Source organism: Rhodobacteraceae bacterium S2214, assembly GCA_025141675.1.
Taxonomy (GTDB): domain Bacteria; phylum Pseudomonadota; class Alphaproteobacteria; order Rhodobacterales; family Rhodobacteraceae; genus Yoonia.
Genome location: CP081161.1, coordinates 2,275,214 through 2,290,335, shown reverse-complemented (window position 1 = coordinate 2,290,335; position 15,122 = coordinate 2,275,214). Strand labels below are relative to the sequence as shown.

Here is a 15,122-nt window from a genome sequence, read left to right as displayed (position 1 = left end):
TGGGAAAGTAAGGGTTACAGGTCTGACGATCAAGACGCATCGTCATCCTTCGTTGTTTTGGCCTTTGACAGCGGGTGGTGTTCCATCACCAGAGCGGTCAGCCGTTCGTCAACTACATGCGTGTAGATTTCCGTGGTGGCCACATCCGCATGGCCGAGCATCGTCTGGATCGCCCGCAGATCAGCGCCACCTGCCAACAGATGCGTGGCAAAGGCATGGCGCAGCGTGTGAGGTGTAACTTTGTCGGGCGAAACCCCCGCTGTGACTGCAAATTCCTTGATCATGCCAAAGAAGCGATGCCGCGTCAGATGACCGGCCTTGGACCGAGATGGGAACAGAAATTTCGATGACGGTTTACCAAGCGCGCGTGCCGCGTCGTCGGCTTCATCCCATGCGACTAGCCATTCTGCCATCGCAGCTTTGGCTGGGGGTGACAGAGGGACCATACGTTCTTTGCCGCCTTTGCCGCGAACCAGCAGCATCGCAGGATCGCCACGCGCTGACGTCACCGGCAGCGTTACCAGTTCAGTCACCCGCATGCCCGTGGCATAGAGCAGTTGCATTAGGCAGGCATTGCGCTTGCCTTCTTTCTTATGGGCCGCAGCGGCAGAGATCAGCGCATCAACTTCTTCAATCGATAACGTCTTTGGCAGTGATTTCTTCTTGCCGGGGCCCTTGATCTGGATGGCGGGATTGTCCGCGCGCCAGCTTTCCTCGAAGGCAAACCGGTACAATTGCTTGATTGCAGACAGGCGGCGTGCGCGCGTCGATGCGGATAGCCCTTGGGTGTCACATTCGATCAAATAACCTTCAACGTCGTCTTGGGTCGCGGTTGCAAAGTGTTTGCCAAGCGGTGTCAGCCACCCTGCAAAATCCTTGAGGTCATTTGCGTAGGCCAGTTGCGTGTTTGTCGCGGCATCAAGTTCGGCGGCCTGCGCTTCTAGAAATGCCTGCACCCAGTGCATCATCGGGCGATCAGCGGGGGTCATGTTGGCCGCTCTAATAGCAACAATTGCAGGCCTGCACGGCGTGCGACATCTTCCAATCCAACAGATCGCAGGAATGAAAGGGCTTCGGTCAAGGTCTGATAATCGCCCGACATGCCCACATCAACCAAGGCGATAGATCGCAGGATCGCTTCGCCCAATTGGCCGTTATCAACCATGTCTTTCAACGCATCAGGGGCGCTGACGTCGCCAAACGCATCCGCAATAGCGCGGCGCAGTGGATCGTTCGCTTCAACGCCCTGAGGAACACCGCGCGCAAGTGCCACAAGGAACGCGTCACCATCGCTGCGGGCAATGGCCGTGGCCTCATACGATGATGACAACAGGCCGACGGCCGCGGCGACTTCTGCGGCTTCCCCATCAAGGGGCACATTAACTAAATCGGGACCGTAGTTTTGTGCAAAGGCGATTTCCGTCTTTACGAATTTCATCGCGTCCCAAGCAGCAGGCAAGGTCGCGGCAATCGCGTCTGGATCGTTATCCCGGATGGCTGTGTCGAAATCCTGTATCGCATCCGCACGGTCCCACACCCCGCCAGAGGCCGACGGCCGCCGCGACGTATACAGCGCGAACAAGACATTGCCCGCGATGGCACCATGGCGAGCGAGGCGTTCGGCGGCTTCCAGTTGGCTTTTCCAACCGACCTGATTGCGCAGGTCTGCATGGGCAAAGGCACGGGGCAGACGGTTTGTCGTCATCCGCTCACCAATTGCTTCATAAAGGCGAAACACCAGCGGGCTGATCCGTTCGGGCGTGCCAAGTGGCGGTTCACCTTCGTAAAGTTCAGGATCAAGGAAGCGCGACAGCAGTGCTTCTTCATCTTCCGAAATATCGCCCAACACGCGATGCGTATTCAAAGACAATGCCGCCGCATTCCAGTCGCCGCCACGGGCAAGGCAGAAAATGCGGGCGGCATAGGTTGGGGCCACGTCAATGCGGGCCTGCAAGGTGCGGCAGGCCATGTCTTCTGATCCGGTCAGCAGGGCCACATCAAACCAACGGCGGAAAAGATCGGGCGTATCGGCACCGGCCTGTTCCAGTAGGGCTTGGGCAGGTTCAATCGCACCGATATCCAGCAGTTTATCAACACGAGCTTGGAACAAACCGCCAGCAGCCGACGCGCCTAACGGCGGATCAGCCTCAGCCATCAACAAGGTCTTCAGCAAATCCTGCATGGCCGGCAAGCCATCGGTCTGTTGGGCTTGGAGCAATGCGATTAGCGTTGCTTCTTCGCTCGCGGACCAAAGCGTTGCGGGCAATCCAGTCAGATCGGATGACAACAGGCCAATCGGATCAGGTGACGGTCCGTCAAGCGGGGTCGTCGTAACGGATGGTGTCCCTGCGCCGGATGCAACAGGCGCTTCATCGCGAACGACAGGTGCCGTTGGTAGGCGGCGTGTCGGAATTTTTGCGGGTTCAACGCTTTGGGATAGCCAATCAATGGCTGACAAGGGTTCAGCCGATTGTGCGTGAACCTGAGGTCCTAATGTGGCGGCAAACGTGCCAAAAACAAATGTAAGAACAACAGGTTTCATATCACTCCAGATCCAACGTCACAGGTTCCACGACCTGAACCCGTGGTGGGGCAAAATCACCGGGGAAGAATATCGGACCTACGTATGCGTAGCCGATCAAGCCGATCGCAGCCAGAGCTGTCAAAAATACCAGTGCTTTGATCAGTCGCCACATAGATTGCCTCGAAATTGTGTTAATTGCCCAATGTTACGGTTATCGACCCGCATTTGCTTGCGTTTATATATGGCCTTTTCGGCAAGATCACGCCATTGAATGATATAAATCATGATTAAGCGGGTCACAGCCGATGACCTGCCTGACTATACAGCGGACCAGACATGTCTCAAGCCACTGAAGATGCATATTGCCTGAAAAAGACTGTTGTTCTGGTTGGAATGATGGGATCGGGAAAAACGGCCATTGGCAAGGCGTTAGCGGCCCAGCTTAATGTGCCCTTTCTGGATAGTGACGCTGCTATCGAAGAAGCCGCCGCAATTTCAATCGCCGAGATTTTTGAGCGCGACGGTGAAGCCTTTTTTCGGAAACGCGAGGCCGAAGTGATTGATCGGTTGTTGGCAGGCGATCCGTGTATTCTGTCTACAGGCGGCGGCGCATTCCTGACTGACACAGTGCGTGCCGCGATCGCAGATAAAGGGGCCGCCGTCTGGCTTGATGTCTCTTTGGGTATTCTGTGGGAACGGGTACGCAATAAGGATACGCGTCCGCTTTTGCGCACTGACAACCCACGCCAAACACTGTCCGATATTTTTGATGTCCGCGTGCCTGTATATGCGCAGGCTGGTATACATATCAAAATTACGGACAACGCATCCATCGAACAAACGACCGAAATGGTTGTGAATACCTTGTCTCAATACCCAGACCTGCTGGAGAAATTGTCATGACGACGACACCGCGTACCGTTTCCGTTGATTTGCCCGGCCGCGAATATGACATTCAGATTGGGCCGGGTGTATTGGCGCAAGCTGGGCCACGTATTGCCGAGATGACGCGCCGCCCGCATGTCACGATTATCACGGATGAAACCGTGGCGGGGCTGCACCTTGCGACCCTGCAAACAATTCTTGAGGCATCCGGTTTAACCTCTGCAGCGCTTGCCTTACCGGCAGGTGAAGCGACAAAATGCTGGGCTCAGCTGGAACGTTCGGTCGAATGGCTGTTGTCTGAAAAAGTTGAACGTGGCGATATCGTCGTGGCCTTTGGCGGCGGGGTGATCGGTGATTTGGCTGGGTTCGCAGCCGCAGTATTGCGGCGCGGGGTCCGCTTTGTGCAGATCCCGACGACGTTGCTGGCGCAGGTCGATAGTTCGGTTGGCGGCAAGACAGGCATCAACTCTCCGGCAGGCAAGAACCTGATCGGCGCATTTCATCAGCCAAGTTTGGTGCTTGCGGATACTGATCTTTTGTCAACGCTGGAAAAACGCGATTTCCTTGCGGGGTATGGCGAAGTTGTCAAATACGGCCTGTTAGGCGATGCGCTGTTCTTTGATTGGCTGGAAAGCAATGCGCCAGGCATGGCGGGCGGCGATATGGCGGCACGTGTACAGGCGGTGACGCGGTCGTGTGAAATGAAAGCCGATATCGTCAAGCGCGACGAGACTGAGCAGGGGGATCGTGCCCTGTTGAACCTTGGACACACGTTCTGTCATGCTCTTGAAGCCGCGACTGGGTATTCTGATCGGTTGCTTCACGGCGAAGGTGTCGCCATCGGCTGCGCTTTGGCGTTTGAACTGTCATCTCGTCTGGGCCTGTGTAGTCAGGAAGACCCAAGCCGCGTGCGCGCGCATCTCAAAGCGATGGGTATGAAGACCGATCTTGCGGACATACCGGGCGATTTGCCAGGGGCCGAGGCGCTTTTAGATTTGATGGCACAGGACAAGAAGGTGCTTGATGGCAAATTGCGGTTCATCCTCGCGCGGGGTATCGGCGATGCGTTTATTACCAGTGATGTACCATCCGATGCAGTGCTGAAGGTTCTGAAAGACCAACTTTAACCCAGCCTAATTGCGCTCTAAAAGCCCGCGTTTCGTGTCCTGCCATTCTGTCGGTAACGCTTGCAAAGCGTGACCAACGAGGGTCACTTCGCCTGCGCGTGCTGCGACCGACAAATCTGACAGGGTTTCGGCAAATGCTTTGGATTGGAACGTAGCGGCGCTGCCTGCGATTTTGTGGGCTTGATCGGCGATGTCGTCTAACGGCAAGCTAGACGTCTGGGACCATTCCACAAAACTGTCGGTCTCAGATATAAACCGCTTGAGCATTTTGCCGTAGGCTTGTGAACGGTACACATCGCCTTGATCCCGCGTTTCAGCATCAGGCACATTTTGCAGTTCGGTCGATCTAAGAACGTCCAAAAGGCTGTTCTTTGACAGCGGTTTTGTCAGCGTTGCGACCATCCCATCTTCTTTGAATGCCGCTTGGTCTTCGGGCAGCGCGTGCGCGGTAAGGGCGACAATCGGGGTTTGCGCAGACTTGCCATGGCCAGAACGGATTTTGCGTGCGGCAGTGCGACCATCCATCACGGGCATGCTGATATCCATGAAAATCAGATCAAAACGGATCTCGGCCGCGGCATCGACGCCTGATTTGCCGTTGTGCGCCTCGACGACTTTGTGACCAGCATTTTCCAACATTTCGCGGGCTAGGATCCGGTTAATATCGTTATCATCAACCAACAGGATCGAAAGGATGGGGCTTGGTGGGATTGTATTGGGTGTGGCATAGACATCCACCGGCTTTTCGGCTTCTGGCATCGGCAATATGACTTTGAATACACTGCCTTTCCCAACTTCCGTGTCCACCGAAATGACACCACCAAGCGCATCTACAAACCGCTTCGCAATGCTCAGGCCCAAGCCGGTGCCGCCGACTTCGCGATCAAATGCTGCGTTACCGGTGACAAAGTCGTCGAAGATACGATTTGCCAGATCTTCGGTCATGCCGGGACCGGTATCTTGGATGCAAAATACGATGTTGTCTGACGAAGTCGCGTTATCGTCGCCGATTTCAGCTGTCACAAGAACCTCGCCAGCGCGGGTGAATTTTACGGCGTTACTGATCAGGTTGATCAAGACTAGCTGTACCCGATCCGGATCGGACAACACCCAGTCGCGGCTTTCACCGATCCAGTGCCACCTTAGCGTGGTATCCGACGACACGGCCATTGCGCTTTGGTTATCAATGATATCCTGAACCAGAATGCTGATATTCATGGGGCCAGTCGTGACCTGCAGTTTGCCCGCGTCATAGCGCGTAATATCCAGCACATCTGAAATATGGCTCATCAGCAATCGACCAGAGGTTTCCATATTACGCATGTAGCGATCTTGCTGAGATGTCAGTTCGGTATCCTGCATCAGCGCCAGGTTACCCAGTAGCCCGTTCAATGGTGTGCGGATTTCGTGGCTCATCGTCGCTACAAAATCAGTCTTGATCTTTTCTCCCTCAAGGGCCGCATCACGGGCTGTGACAAGTTCCTGTTCGGCGGCTACAACTCGAGAAACATCGCGCACGAAAACGACGTAGATTTTGCTGTCGTGAAGCTCTGCGGCTTGGATTGACAATTCAATTGGAAACACGCTGCCGTCTTTGCGTGATGCGTCCATACGGTGGCGGCCCGCACCGATCATGTGCTGAAGCCCGCCGCGACTGACCCGCTGTAGTCCGGTGCGCTGGTCATTCTGAACGGTCTTGGGGTTGATGATGTGGGCGACATCCTGACCGATGGCTTCGGCTGCTGCGTAGCCAAAAATTTTCTCTGCCGCTTGCGAAAACTCAATGATCTTGCCGTAATCGCTGCTCACGATGATCCCGTCCAATGACGTCTCGATCACTGTGTTCATGCGGGTCGCGATTTCTTTCTGCGCGCGTTCACGGATAATATTAATCGTATTCAATCGGTTGAGATATAAAATTGATGTGGCAAGCGCCCCGACAAACACCACCAGTGCCACGGCCAATTGCGCCAATGTCCCGGCTACGGCTTCGCGCTGTCGGTCCGCATTTGCAGCGAAAATCGACAGACCGGCGTTGGACAATCCCCGAACTGTGGTGCGTGCGTCCTGCGCGAGCGTTTTAAGGGCATCCCGTTGCGCGATGAAGTCTTCGTCGGATTGGTCAACAATCGCGACTGCGTCGTCCAAAAAGGCGCGGGTCAGGGCCAATTGCGCTGCGAATTGATCTGATTGGCGCAGTTTTTCATAAACTTCGGCGACTTCAATCGTATTCACGCGACTGTAAAAGACGTCAAATCGTCGTCTGATCCGGTCCGGTGGTTCTTCGAAAAGATTAACGGCGTTTACAAAATCGAGGAATTCAACCTCGGTCTGGGCTAGCGACCATTGCGCATTATCGGATCTTGCGGATCGCAGGCTTTGCATTTCGCGCGCAACATTGTTGGCTAACAAACCAATCGCGATAAGGGCGGCCAAACCGGCCAGACCCGCAAGGGTCCGACCGGTTCGGGTTCGTGTGTGAGTGGTTGCTGGCACAAGACCGCCCCAAAGGTTCAAGAAATATTTGTACCTACGGGGTTACTTGACGACAGCTATTCTGTCGAGTTGCCAGATACTGCGGGAATATATGACCTCGGATCGATATTCGGATGCGCTGTCATACGGGTAGATGATCCAAAGTGGCCCTTTATCACGGATCGACATGCGGTCGCCGTCCATCAAATAGGCCAGTATTGGCCCGCCTTCGATCGCGTCAGTCACTGGGATTTGTACTGAATAATCGTTGATTGCAGTTGCCTGCAACGATCCAGTTGTTGTCCCCAGAACATCGGCTAGTAAATGAAGCGAGACACCTTGGAATACACTGACACCATCCGTCCAAATGGTGCTGGTTTCTATTTGCGTGTCATCCAAGGCTTCCAACATGGCGTAATCGAATTGCAGCGTTTCGCCTACGTTGGTCTGTGCGATGTCGCCACCCACCGTGAGGATAACATCCCCGACCGGTGCCAAGAAATCTTCTGCAGTTGTAATTGTCGGTCCGCAAATGGCTGCAAAAGCGATGGGTAATAAAAAACGCACGGTAGTCTCTCTTCTATCGGTGCATGGACTTTGGCACCAAATCCGCAATCGGTAAAAAGAACTTTGGGATAAGGAGATACCCAGAAGGGTAGGTTTTGTAGGCGTAATCACGTTTTAGTTGATTGTATTTTTACTTTACCTCGTCATCGTTCTCAACGAAGATGTGGGATATCATTTGGTTGGCACATAGGTTGTAACGACAAAATAGTCGTGCATGCCTACCTAGAGTTGTATCGGTTTTATTTCCCCATGATGTTATTTGATGATTTGATGTATGTTCGTGTCGCGGACGCGGGTGTCGCTAAAGGATTGATATGAAAGTTCTTATTGCAGACGACCATGAACTCGTAAGGGATACCTTGGCGATGTTTCTGGACATCGAAGGTGGGATCGCCAGTGATCTTGCCGGTACATTTGAAGAAGCGACGCGGAAACTGGATCAGGATGGTCCGTTCGATTTGGTGCTTCTCGACTTCAATATGCCCGGTATGAATGGTCTTGAGGGGCTTAAGACGGCCATCGCGTCTGGTAGCGATCAGCGTTTTGCATTGATTTCAGGTGAAGCGACCCGCGAAATTGCCGAAGAAGCGTTAGAGCTGGGTGCAGCCGGTTTCATCCCTAAATCCTTGCCTGCCAAGTCGCTCGTGAACGCTGTCCGGTTTATGGCGATGGGCGAACGCTACGCGCCTGTCGAATTTATGACGGCTGAAGAACCCGCGACGCCGCATCCGATTGCTGATCAGCTGACGAAGCGCGAATTGCAGGTTTTGCGCGGTTTGACCGAAGGTAAAACGAACAAACAGATCGCCCGCGATCTGGAGGTGCAGGAACCCACCGTCAAACTGCACATCAAGAACACGTACCGCAAAATTGGTGCGCCAAACCGCACTGTCGCAGCACTTATCGCCCGAGAATCGGGTTTGTTCTGACGCTGGCTATCGAGCCAGAACCAAATCCGCTTTTAGTCCGCCCAAACGTTCGCTGTCGCCCAGCCGCAGCATGCCGCCATGCGTCCGCGCGATATCGCTGACAATCGACAGGCCAAGCCCCACGCCGCTGCCTTTGTTTTGGTTACGCGCTGGATCTAGTCTGACGAAGGGACGTGTCGCTTCATCGCGTTGATCTGCTGGAATACCGGGGCCATCGTCCTCAACCGTGAAGCGGACGCTACGGTCTGTGACGGACAGGCTGATCTCTGCGTTTTGGCCATAGCGCAGCGCATTACCGACAAGATTGTCCAGCGCACGCCGGATCGCATCGGGCCGCATCGCGATGCTTGTCCCTGCCGGAGCCGTTTCAATGCAGGTCAATGCAAGCCCGCTACGTTTCGCGTCTTCTATCACCGCATTCAGCAGATCAACCGGATCGCTCGGTTCCAGTACATCTGCGGCGTCGCTGCGTGCGAAATCAAGAAATCCGTCGAGCAACTGCTGCATTTCATCGACGTCCTTGATCAGCGGTTCGACGTCTTCGTTGTCCAGCATCGACAGGCCAAGCCGCATACGCGTTAAGGGCGTCCTCAGATCGTGACTGACGCCTGACAGCATCATCGTCCGGCTTTGCGTTTGGCGTTCAATCCGGTTGCGCATGTCCAGAAACGCCATGCCCGCAGCGCGGACTTCAAGCGCACCTGTTGGATTGAAATTGGTCATACGGCCTTTACCGTAATCTGTTGCGGCCGCGGCCATCCGTTTGATCGGGCGCAGCTGATTGCGCAAAAAGAAATAGGCGATGGTGGTCATGACTGCACCCATCACAACCATAATAACCAAGAGCTGATGGGGGTTAGACGCCGAAACACGGTTGCGGCGGAATGAAACCTCCAGCGGTCCTTTGTTTGTTTCTAGCCACAGCGTCACGACCCGCCGTTCCGCGAGCGAAATGCGCAGGACGTCGGGGACCTGTTCGCGCAGATTGGTGATCACTTTGCGACCCGTCAGGTCCTGAAACGGTTTAACATCGTCAGGCAGCATCGGGCTGGCGGGCAGGGTGGTTGTCAGCTCTAACCCCGTTGTTACGCGATCAAGTGCCACGCGGGCCGCTTCGTAATCGACAGCGCCGTTGACTTGGGATTGCAGGAATCGCAACTCAATCGCCATAGCACTGGTCATTGATTCCGTGACACCGTCAAAGTGGCGTTGAATAAACACCACCGACACGAGCAACTGCAGCGTCACAACCGGCAGCACCAAAATCAGGGCGGCGCGGCCATAAATGCCACGCGGCATTGCGTTTTTGATCCAACCTAGAAACATTGCAGCAGGCTAACCCGCCCAGCGCCAAACAAAAAGTCACAAGCGATGCCAGAATCGGATTTTCACGCCAAAGCCGGTCAACTTACGATGTTAGAACCAGACTTGGGTCTCGTTTTGGCGCCGAACCCGTCGCCCATGACTGGGCCGGGTACCAATACGTATCTTTTGGGCCGCGAAAGCCTTGCAGTCATTGATCCGGGTCCCGCAAGTGACGCGCATTTGGCAGCATTGATCGTCGCAATCGATGGTCGGCCTGTCAGCCATATTGTCGTCACGCATAGCCATTTGGATCATTCACCGCTCGCTAAGCCACTAGCCAATCACACTGGCGCGCCTGTTATCGCATTCGGGGACACCTATGCGGGGCGCAGTGCTGTGATGACGGCATTGGCAACGGACGGCATGGCTGGTGGCGGCGAAGGGCTGGATCACGACTTCGCACCGGATCAACTGGTCAAGGATGGCGATGTGATTAAAGGGCAGGGATGGGACCTGTCGGTAATCCACACACCGGGACATTTGGGGAATCACATCGCACTCGGGTGGAATGACGCGATTTTTGTGGGTGATTTGGTGATGGGCTGGTCGACGTCGCTGGTTTCGCCCCCAGATGGGGATATGACAGACTTTCTGGCGTCATGTGCGCGGCTGCGTGAAATCCCTGCAAGGGTGCATTATTCTGGCCATGGCGCGCCAATCACAACCCCGCATGACCGCCTAACCGAACTGATCAACCACAGAGAATCCCGCACCGCTCAAATTCTGGCGACGCTGCAAGACGGTCCGCACAGCGTCAGCCAAATTGTGACGGCAATCTATACTGATTTGCACCCGCGCCTTCATGTGATCGCGGGGCGGAACGTATTTGCCCATCTCGTTGATTTATATGTGCAAAATAAAGTGAGTGTTGATGGAAAGCTGCATCCTGAAGCCGTCTTTTCGTGGACTGACTGACAGGGAAATTGCAAGAAAAGTGAAAAAAGCAATTTAACCCTCTGGACGCGCCGAAAACGCATCGTTATAGACCGCGCATACAGTGTTCCGACGTAGCTCAGCGGTAGAGCAGTTGACTGTTAATCAATTGGTCGTAGGTTCGATCCCTACCGTCGGAGCCAAAGAATTCAAGGGCTTAGCGAGAAATCACTAAGCCCTATTTCTTTGGTATATTGCGCTAGTCCAGATTAAATCCCTTTGCGCGAATGAATGCCCCGAAATCGGCCCGCTCGGGGGCGCTGTATTGGCGAACCTTGTCCTTAGACCATCCGTATCCTGCTGCCGTTCCGAAACGCTCTTCATAGCGTTGTTGTGCGTAAGGCTGGGTCAGCGCGCGATCCGTATCATAGGCATTGACCGTCTGTTGAAGGTCCGTTTCGTGATACGTGTCCTGATGAACCGTCGCCGCCAATGGCAGACGTTTTGAAATCACCTTGGGTGCCGCTGGATATCCGACGGCTAAACCAGCCACTGGAAACACATGTTGCGGAAGATTCAAAAGCCGCGACACAGCCGCCGCCTGATCCCTGATTCCGCTGATAGGGCAGCACCCAAGCCCGATTGATTCCGCAGCCGTCACAAATGCGCCCAGCGCGATGGCTGCGTCTACACTCGCGTTGAAGAAAGCATCAAGGTGATCATTCGCGAAAGGAACATCGTGCCATGCGTGGTTCAGTCGTTGGCGCCGGTTATTTCCGCAGAAGACGGCGATCATCGGCGCACCCGTGACCCATGGTTGCGTCGTGACCATGTCGGCCAGTTCCTTGCGCGGCCCCGCAGATGTCATCAATACAATATCGCGCTGTTGCAGGTCGCTTTTTGTCGGGGATGACAGGGCAACGGCGCAAAGCGTTTCAAGCACCTCTGTTGGTACACGTTGATCTGCAAATGCGCGGCATGATCCACGGTCCGCCATACCTGCGAGAACCTCAGCACCCTGTAATTGATCAGGTACGTCCGTGTGATCCTGAAACCGAGACTGAAGGGCAGAGTGCAGGTCAGTTGTCATGCGTGGATGGCTTTCTGTCAGTAACGCTTACATTTTGATTAAGTGTTATGTGGATTTATAAAGCACAGCTATTTTGGTAAGTATGCAGCGCGGCTGACCAATTGGGAAGTGTAGGGCATGACACCATCGACGTTGAAAGTGACCATTGCGCGCGGTGCGGCGGGCGACGACACGTTTGATGTCCCTGCGGCGGCTAATCAAACCGTTCTGGATGTCGTGTCGTGGATACAGCAAAACGCCGATCCGACCCTAAGCTACCGGTTCGCGTGCCGCGTCGGCATGTGCGGAAGCTGTGCGATGATGGTCAACGGTGTGCCGCGCTGGACATGCCGGACGCATATATCGAAGGTTTTGCAGGGGGATACAGTATCAATTGGGCCGCTGCAGAACCTGCCTGTGATTAAAGATTTGGTCGTCGACATGGATCCCTTCTTCGACAAATGGATTGCGGCAGAAGGGGTGCACCACCCGACAGCGACGCGCGATGATCCCATTGCCCCAGTAGATGAAACATCTGCTGGACGTGTTGTCGCAAACGCCGGGATCGAATGTATCAACTGTTCCGTCTGTTACGCGGCCTGTGACACGGTGACGGGCAATGATGATTACCTTGGTCCAGCAGCACTTCAACGGGCGTGGACGGTGTTGAATGACGCCAAAGACGGGGATAAAGCGGCAATCCTTGATGCGGTTTCCGGTCAGGGCGGATGCCACAATTGCCATTCCATGGGGTCATGCACTGCTTATTGCCCCAACGACCTTGATCCGATGACGGCCATCGCCGGATTGAAGCGGGCCACAGCTAAATCCTTTTTCAAAAGGGGGCGCTGATGCTGACATTGCGCCTTTACATGTTGCAACGGATCACAGCGCTTTTGATGGCCCCGTTGGTTGTTGGACATCTGGCCGTGATGATCATCGCCGTCCAAGGCGGGCTGAGCACGGCCGAGATTCTGGGGCGGACCCAAGGCTCTGCTGCCTGGTTCATGTTCTATGGCACATTTGTTGTCGCCGTCTGCATCCACGCCGCAATCGGTTTGCGCGTCGTTGCGCATGAATGGGGCGGGCTAAAGGGTATTGTGCTAGACGTCTTGATGTGGATCACCGGTCTGGGGCTGTTTGCACTAGGCGCGCGCGCGGTCTGGGCAGTGACATTCGGAGCGGCGCTATGAAAATGCCGCCTCGTGCTCATCCACTTTGGCTTGCCTATATTTTGCATCGCGTCTCAGGCGTGGGGTTAGCTATCTTTCTGCCGCTGCATTTCTGGTTACTTGCGATGGCATTAAATGATCCGGCAAGGTTGGACGGTTTCCTGCAATTGACCGACTACACTGCTGTGAAGCTTGCTGAATTCGGTCTCGTGTTTGGGCTTGCGGTACATATGTTTGGCGGTTTGCGCCTTATGGCGCTGGAATGGCTACCGTGGAGCCCGCCTCAAAAGACATTAGCCGCGGGAGCAGCCGCCGCGTCATTTTTAGTCGCAACATTGTTCTTGATGAAGGCGCTGTAAAATGGGTTTGACCGACATTGACCGCCACGACACGGATATCTTGATCATCGGCAGCGGTGGCGCGGGTCTTTTCGCGGCATTGCACGCGCAGCAGACAGCGCCTGAGGGGACAAAGATCACAATCGCTGTGAAGGGGCTGATCGGGAAATGTGGTTGCACACGGATGGTGCAAGGCGGCTACAACGTGGCGATGGGCGGTGGCGACACAGTTGAACGGCACTTCATGGACACGATCAACGGGGGCAAGTGGCTCCCCAATCAGGACATGGCGTGGCGATTGTGTGAGCAGGCCGTTGTGCGGGTCCGTGAGTTAGAGAACGAGGTCGGATGCTTTTTTGACCGCAATCCCGATGGCAGTTTGCATCAAAAGGCATTTGCAGGCCAAACGGCGGATCGGACCGTCCACAAGGGTGATCTGACGGGCATCGAAATCATCAACCGCTTGATGGAAAAGGTGCTAGCGAGCGGTGTCGAGAAACTTCAAGAACACCGCGCGATTGGGCTGATCCCAACGAAAGATGGATCGGCGCTGGCGGGGGTCTTGTTTATCGACATGCGCACCGGCGGGTTCCGCTTGGTGCGGGCCAAGACGGTGCTGATGGCCACGGGTGGCGGGCCTTCCATGTACAAGTACCACACACCGAGCGGCGACAAGACGATGGATGGCTTGGCGATGGCGCTGCGTGCGGGGCTGAAGCTGCGCGATATGGAAATGGTGCAGTTTCATCCGACGGGCCTGCTGGCCGGCGACCATACCCGCATGACCGGTACGGTACTGGAAGAAGGATTGCGCGGGGCAGGTGGTCAGTTGATCAATCACGCCGGAGCGCGGTTTATGTTTGATTACGACGCAAAGGGTGAACGCGCCACGCGGGATGTCGTCAGCCGCGGTATCTACGCGGAGATGCGCAAAACCAATGATCCCGCACAGGAAGGCGTCTTTATTTCGATGGCGCATCTGGGGCCGGACAATGTGCGCAAGAAATTCAAAGGCATGGTGTCGCGCTGTGCTGACAGCGGTTTTGATCTGGCGGCAGGTAAGGTCGAAGTCGTGCCAACCGCCCATTATTTCATGGGGGGCGTAGTGGTTGATGTGGACACCCGCACGGCGATGGAAGGGCTCTATGTGGCGGGCGAAGATGCGGGCGGCGCACATGGGTCCAACCGTTTAGGCGGCAATGGCGTCGCGAATTCGACAGTCTATGGCGGTATCGCAGGTGACGTAATGGGTCGCGATATTCGGCAAATGCCGTCGCTGCGCGATCCGGATGAAGCTGTGCTGGCGGCAGAAATCGCGCGCGCGATACATCCGTTGGATCGTAAACCTGCCTTGGTTCACCCCCTGCGCCAAGATCTTCAAAACGTCATGTGGGACGACGTTGGTGTCATGCGGACAGCGGCTGGGTTAAAACGCGGCTTGCAAGGCATCGCAGCTGTGTCGGGTCAGCTAATGGACATAGGCGTGGCAGGCGATACGCTGGCGTTTAATCTGACATGGCACGATTGGCTGAATTTGCGGTCACTGTGCGATGTTTCTGAGGTGATCACCAAAGCGGCGATGGCCCGCGAAAATTCGCGCGGGGCGCATTACCGTGAAGACCATCCCGAACCGGGCGCGATGAAAGACAGCGATTTCACAGTGGCGCAGCAAATTGGCGATGCGGTGAATGTCACGCGCGAACCGGTTCAATTCACAATCGTACGTCCGGGCGAGACGATCCTGCCCGATGATGCGCCAGAAACGCTCGTGGCTGTGCCATGACCCGCAAAACAAAGG

15 protein-coding genes and 1 tRNA gene are annotated in these 15,122 nt (G+C 55.2%); 9 read left to right on the top strand and 7 right to left on the bottom strand.

What is annotated here, in order from left to right:
• Positions 1-29: 29 nt before the first annotated feature.
• The 3 genes from K3729_11430 to K3729_11420 all read right to left on the bottom strand — a co-directional run bounded on the left by K3729_11430 (position 30) and on the right by K3729_11420 (position 2,696).
• A complete protein-coding gene (locus K3729_11430) occupies positions 30-989 on the bottom strand; it encodes a site-specific tyrosine recombinase XerD (GenBank protein UWQ98080.1) in 960 nt (319 codons plus the stop codon).
• The gene (locus K3729_11425; GenBank protein ID UWR01026.1) at positions 986-2,458 is read right to left on the bottom strand and encodes a hypothetical protein; all 1,473 of its coding nucleotides are present in this window, start codon (positions 2,456-2,458) and stop codon (positions 986-988) included. Before K3729_11425 ends, K3729_11430 begins: the two co-directional genes overlap by 4 nt.
• A gap of 85 nt (positions 2,459-2,543) precedes the next feature.
• Positions 2,544-2,696 (bottom strand): hypothetical protein, encoded by a 153-nt coding sequence (locus K3729_11420; GenBank protein ID UWQ98079.1) that lies wholly within the window; start codon positions 2,694-2,696, stop codon positions 2,544-2,546.
• A gap of 164 nt (positions 2,697-2,860) precedes the next feature.
• Between K3729_11420 and K3729_11415 the strand changes: the two genes are divergently transcribed.
• Positions 2,861-3,427 carry a shikimate kinase gene (locus tag K3729_11415; protein UWQ98078.1) on the top strand — a complete coding sequence of 189 codons (567 nt, stop codon included), beginning with the start codon at positions 2,861-2,863 and terminating at the stop codon, positions 3,425-3,427.
• The gene (gene aroB, locus K3729_11410) at positions 3,424-4,536 is read left to right on the top strand and encodes a 3-dehydroquinate synthase (protein UWQ98077.1); all 1,113 of its coding nucleotides are present in this window, start codon (positions 3,424-3,426) and stop codon (positions 4,534-4,536) included. The genes K3729_11415 and aroB overlap by 4 nt, the downstream gene beginning before the upstream one ends.
• A 6-nt stretch (positions 4,537-4,542) precedes the next feature.
• Here the strand turns inward: aroB and K3729_11405 are convergent, their stop codons facing one another.
• Both K3729_11405 and K3729_11400 read right to left on the bottom strand, forming a co-directional pair.
• Positions 4,543-7,032: a response regulator gene (locus K3729_11405; protein UWQ98076.1), complete on the bottom strand. Its 2,490-nt coding sequence runs from the start codon at positions 7,030-7,032 to the stop codon at positions 4,543-4,545.
• Between the two features lie 42 nt (positions 7,033-7,074).
• Positions 7,075-7,578 carry an oxidoreductase gene (locus tag K3729_11400; GenBank protein ID UWQ98075.1) on the bottom strand — a complete coding sequence of 168 codons (504 nt, stop codon included), beginning with the start codon at positions 7,576-7,578 and terminating at the stop codon, positions 7,075-7,077.
• Between the two features lie 314 nt (positions 7,579-7,892).
• On the opposite strand from K3729_11400, the gene K3729_11395 reads away from it, so the two are divergent.
• The gene (locus tag K3729_11395; protein ID UWQ98074.1) at positions 7,893-8,507 is read left to right on the top strand and encodes a response regulator transcription factor; all 615 of its coding nucleotides are present in this window, start codon (positions 7,893-7,895) and stop codon (positions 8,505-8,507) included.
• A 6-nt stretch (positions 8,508-8,513) separates the two neighbouring features.
• On the opposite strand, the gene K3729_11390 is transcribed toward K3729_11395, so the two are convergent.
• Positions 8,514-9,833, bottom strand: coding sequence for a HAMP domain-containing protein (locus K3729_11390; protein ID UWQ98073.1), 1,320 nt, complete (start codon positions 9,831-9,833; stop codon positions 8,514-8,516).
• Positions 9,834-9,878: 45 nt separating this feature from the next.
• Between K3729_11390 and K3729_11385 the strand changes: the two genes are divergently transcribed.
• Positions 9,879-10,787, top strand: a complete 909-nt coding sequence (locus K3729_11385) for an MBL fold metallo-hydrolase (protein ID UWQ98072.1) — start codon at positions 9,879-9,881, stop codon at positions 10,785-10,787.
• Positions 10,788-10,873: 86 nt separating this feature from the next.
• A tRNA-Asn gene (locus K3729_11380) sits at positions 10,874-10,948 on the top strand.
• 56 nt (positions 10,949-11,004) lie between these two features.
• Here the strand turns inward: K3729_11380 and K3729_11375 are convergent.
• Complete coding sequence (locus tag K3729_11375; protein ID UWQ98071.1) at positions 11,005-11,835, bottom strand: nitroreductase family protein; 831 nt, start codon at positions 11,833-11,835, stop codon at positions 11,005-11,007.
• A 117-nt stretch (positions 11,836-11,952) separates the two neighbouring features.
• Between K3729_11375 and K3729_11370 the strand changes: the two genes are divergently transcribed.
• Genes K3729_11370 through K3729_11355 form a run of 4 tightly spaced genes read left to right on the top strand, consistent with a single transcriptional unit; the run spans position 11,953 to position 15,107 of the window.
• Positions 11,953-12,666: a 4Fe-4S dicluster domain-containing protein gene (locus K3729_11370; protein ID UWQ98070.1), complete on the top strand. Its 714-nt coding sequence runs from the start codon at positions 11,953-11,955 to the stop codon at positions 12,664-12,666.
• Positions 12,666-13,007: a succinate dehydrogenase gene (locus K3729_11365; protein ID UWQ98069.1), complete on the top strand. Its 342-nt coding sequence runs from the start codon at positions 12,666-12,668 to the stop codon at positions 13,005-13,007. The genes K3729_11370 and K3729_11365 overlap by 1 nt, the downstream gene beginning before the upstream one ends.
• Positions 13,004-13,345: a succinate dehydrogenase, cytochrome b556 subunit gene (gene sdhC / locus K3729_11360; protein UWQ98068.1), complete on the top strand. Its 342-nt coding sequence runs from the start codon at positions 13,004-13,006 to the stop codon at positions 13,343-13,345. The genes K3729_11365 and sdhC overlap by 4 nt, the downstream gene beginning before the upstream one ends.
• A 1-nt stretch (position 13,346) precedes the next feature.
• Positions 13,347-15,107 carry an FAD-binding protein gene (locus tag K3729_11355; protein ID UWQ98067.1) on the top strand — a complete coding sequence of 587 codons (1,761 nt, stop codon included), beginning with the start codon at positions 13,347-13,349 and terminating at the stop codon, positions 15,105-15,107.
• The last annotated feature ends 15 nt before the right edge of the window (positions 15,108-15,122 follow it).

Coding starts and splice junctions, on each gene's coding strand:
- sdhC (UWQ98068.1), top strand. CDS start 13,004: ATGAAAATGCCGCCTCGTGCTCATCCACTTTGGCTTGCCTATATTTTG.
- K3729_11420 (UWQ98079.1), bottom strand. CDS start 2,696: ATGTGGCGACTGATCAAAGCACTGGTATTTTTGACAGCTCTGGCTGCG.
- K3729_11390 (UWQ98073.1), bottom strand. CDS start 9,833: ATGTTTCTAGGTTGGATCAAAAACGCAATGCCGCGTGGCATTTATGGC.
- K3729_11365 (UWQ98069.1), top strand. CDS start 12,666: ATGCTGACATTGCGCCTTTACATGTTGCAACGGATCACAGCGCTTTTG.
- K3729_11385 (UWQ98072.1), top strand. CDS start 9,879: ATGCCAGAATCGGATTTTCACGCCAAAGCCGGTCAACTTACGATGTTA.
- K3729_11375 (UWQ98071.1), bottom strand. CDS start 11,835: ATGACAACTGACCTGCACTCTGCCCTTCAGTCTCGGTTTCAGGATCAC.
- K3729_11430 (UWQ98080.1), bottom strand. CDS start 989: ATGACCCCCGCTGATCGCCCGATGATGCACTGGGTGCAGGCATTTCTA.
- K3729_11395 (UWQ98074.1), top strand. CDS start 7,893: ATGAAAGTTCTTATTGCAGACGACCATGAACTCGTAAGGGATACCTTG.
- K3729_11355 (UWQ98067.1), top strand. CDS start 13,347: ATGGGTTTGACCGACATTGACCGCCACGACACGGATATCTTGATCATC.
- K3729_11370 (UWQ98070.1), top strand. CDS start 11,953: ATGACACCATCGACGTTGAAAGTGACCATTGCGCGCGGTGCGGCGGGC.
- aroB (UWQ98077.1), top strand. CDS start 3,424: ATGACGACGACACCGCGTACCGTTTCCGTTGATTTGCCCGGCCGCGAA.
- K3729_11415 (UWQ98078.1), top strand. CDS start 2,861: ATGTCTCAAGCCACTGAAGATGCATATTGCCTGAAAAAGACTGTTGTT.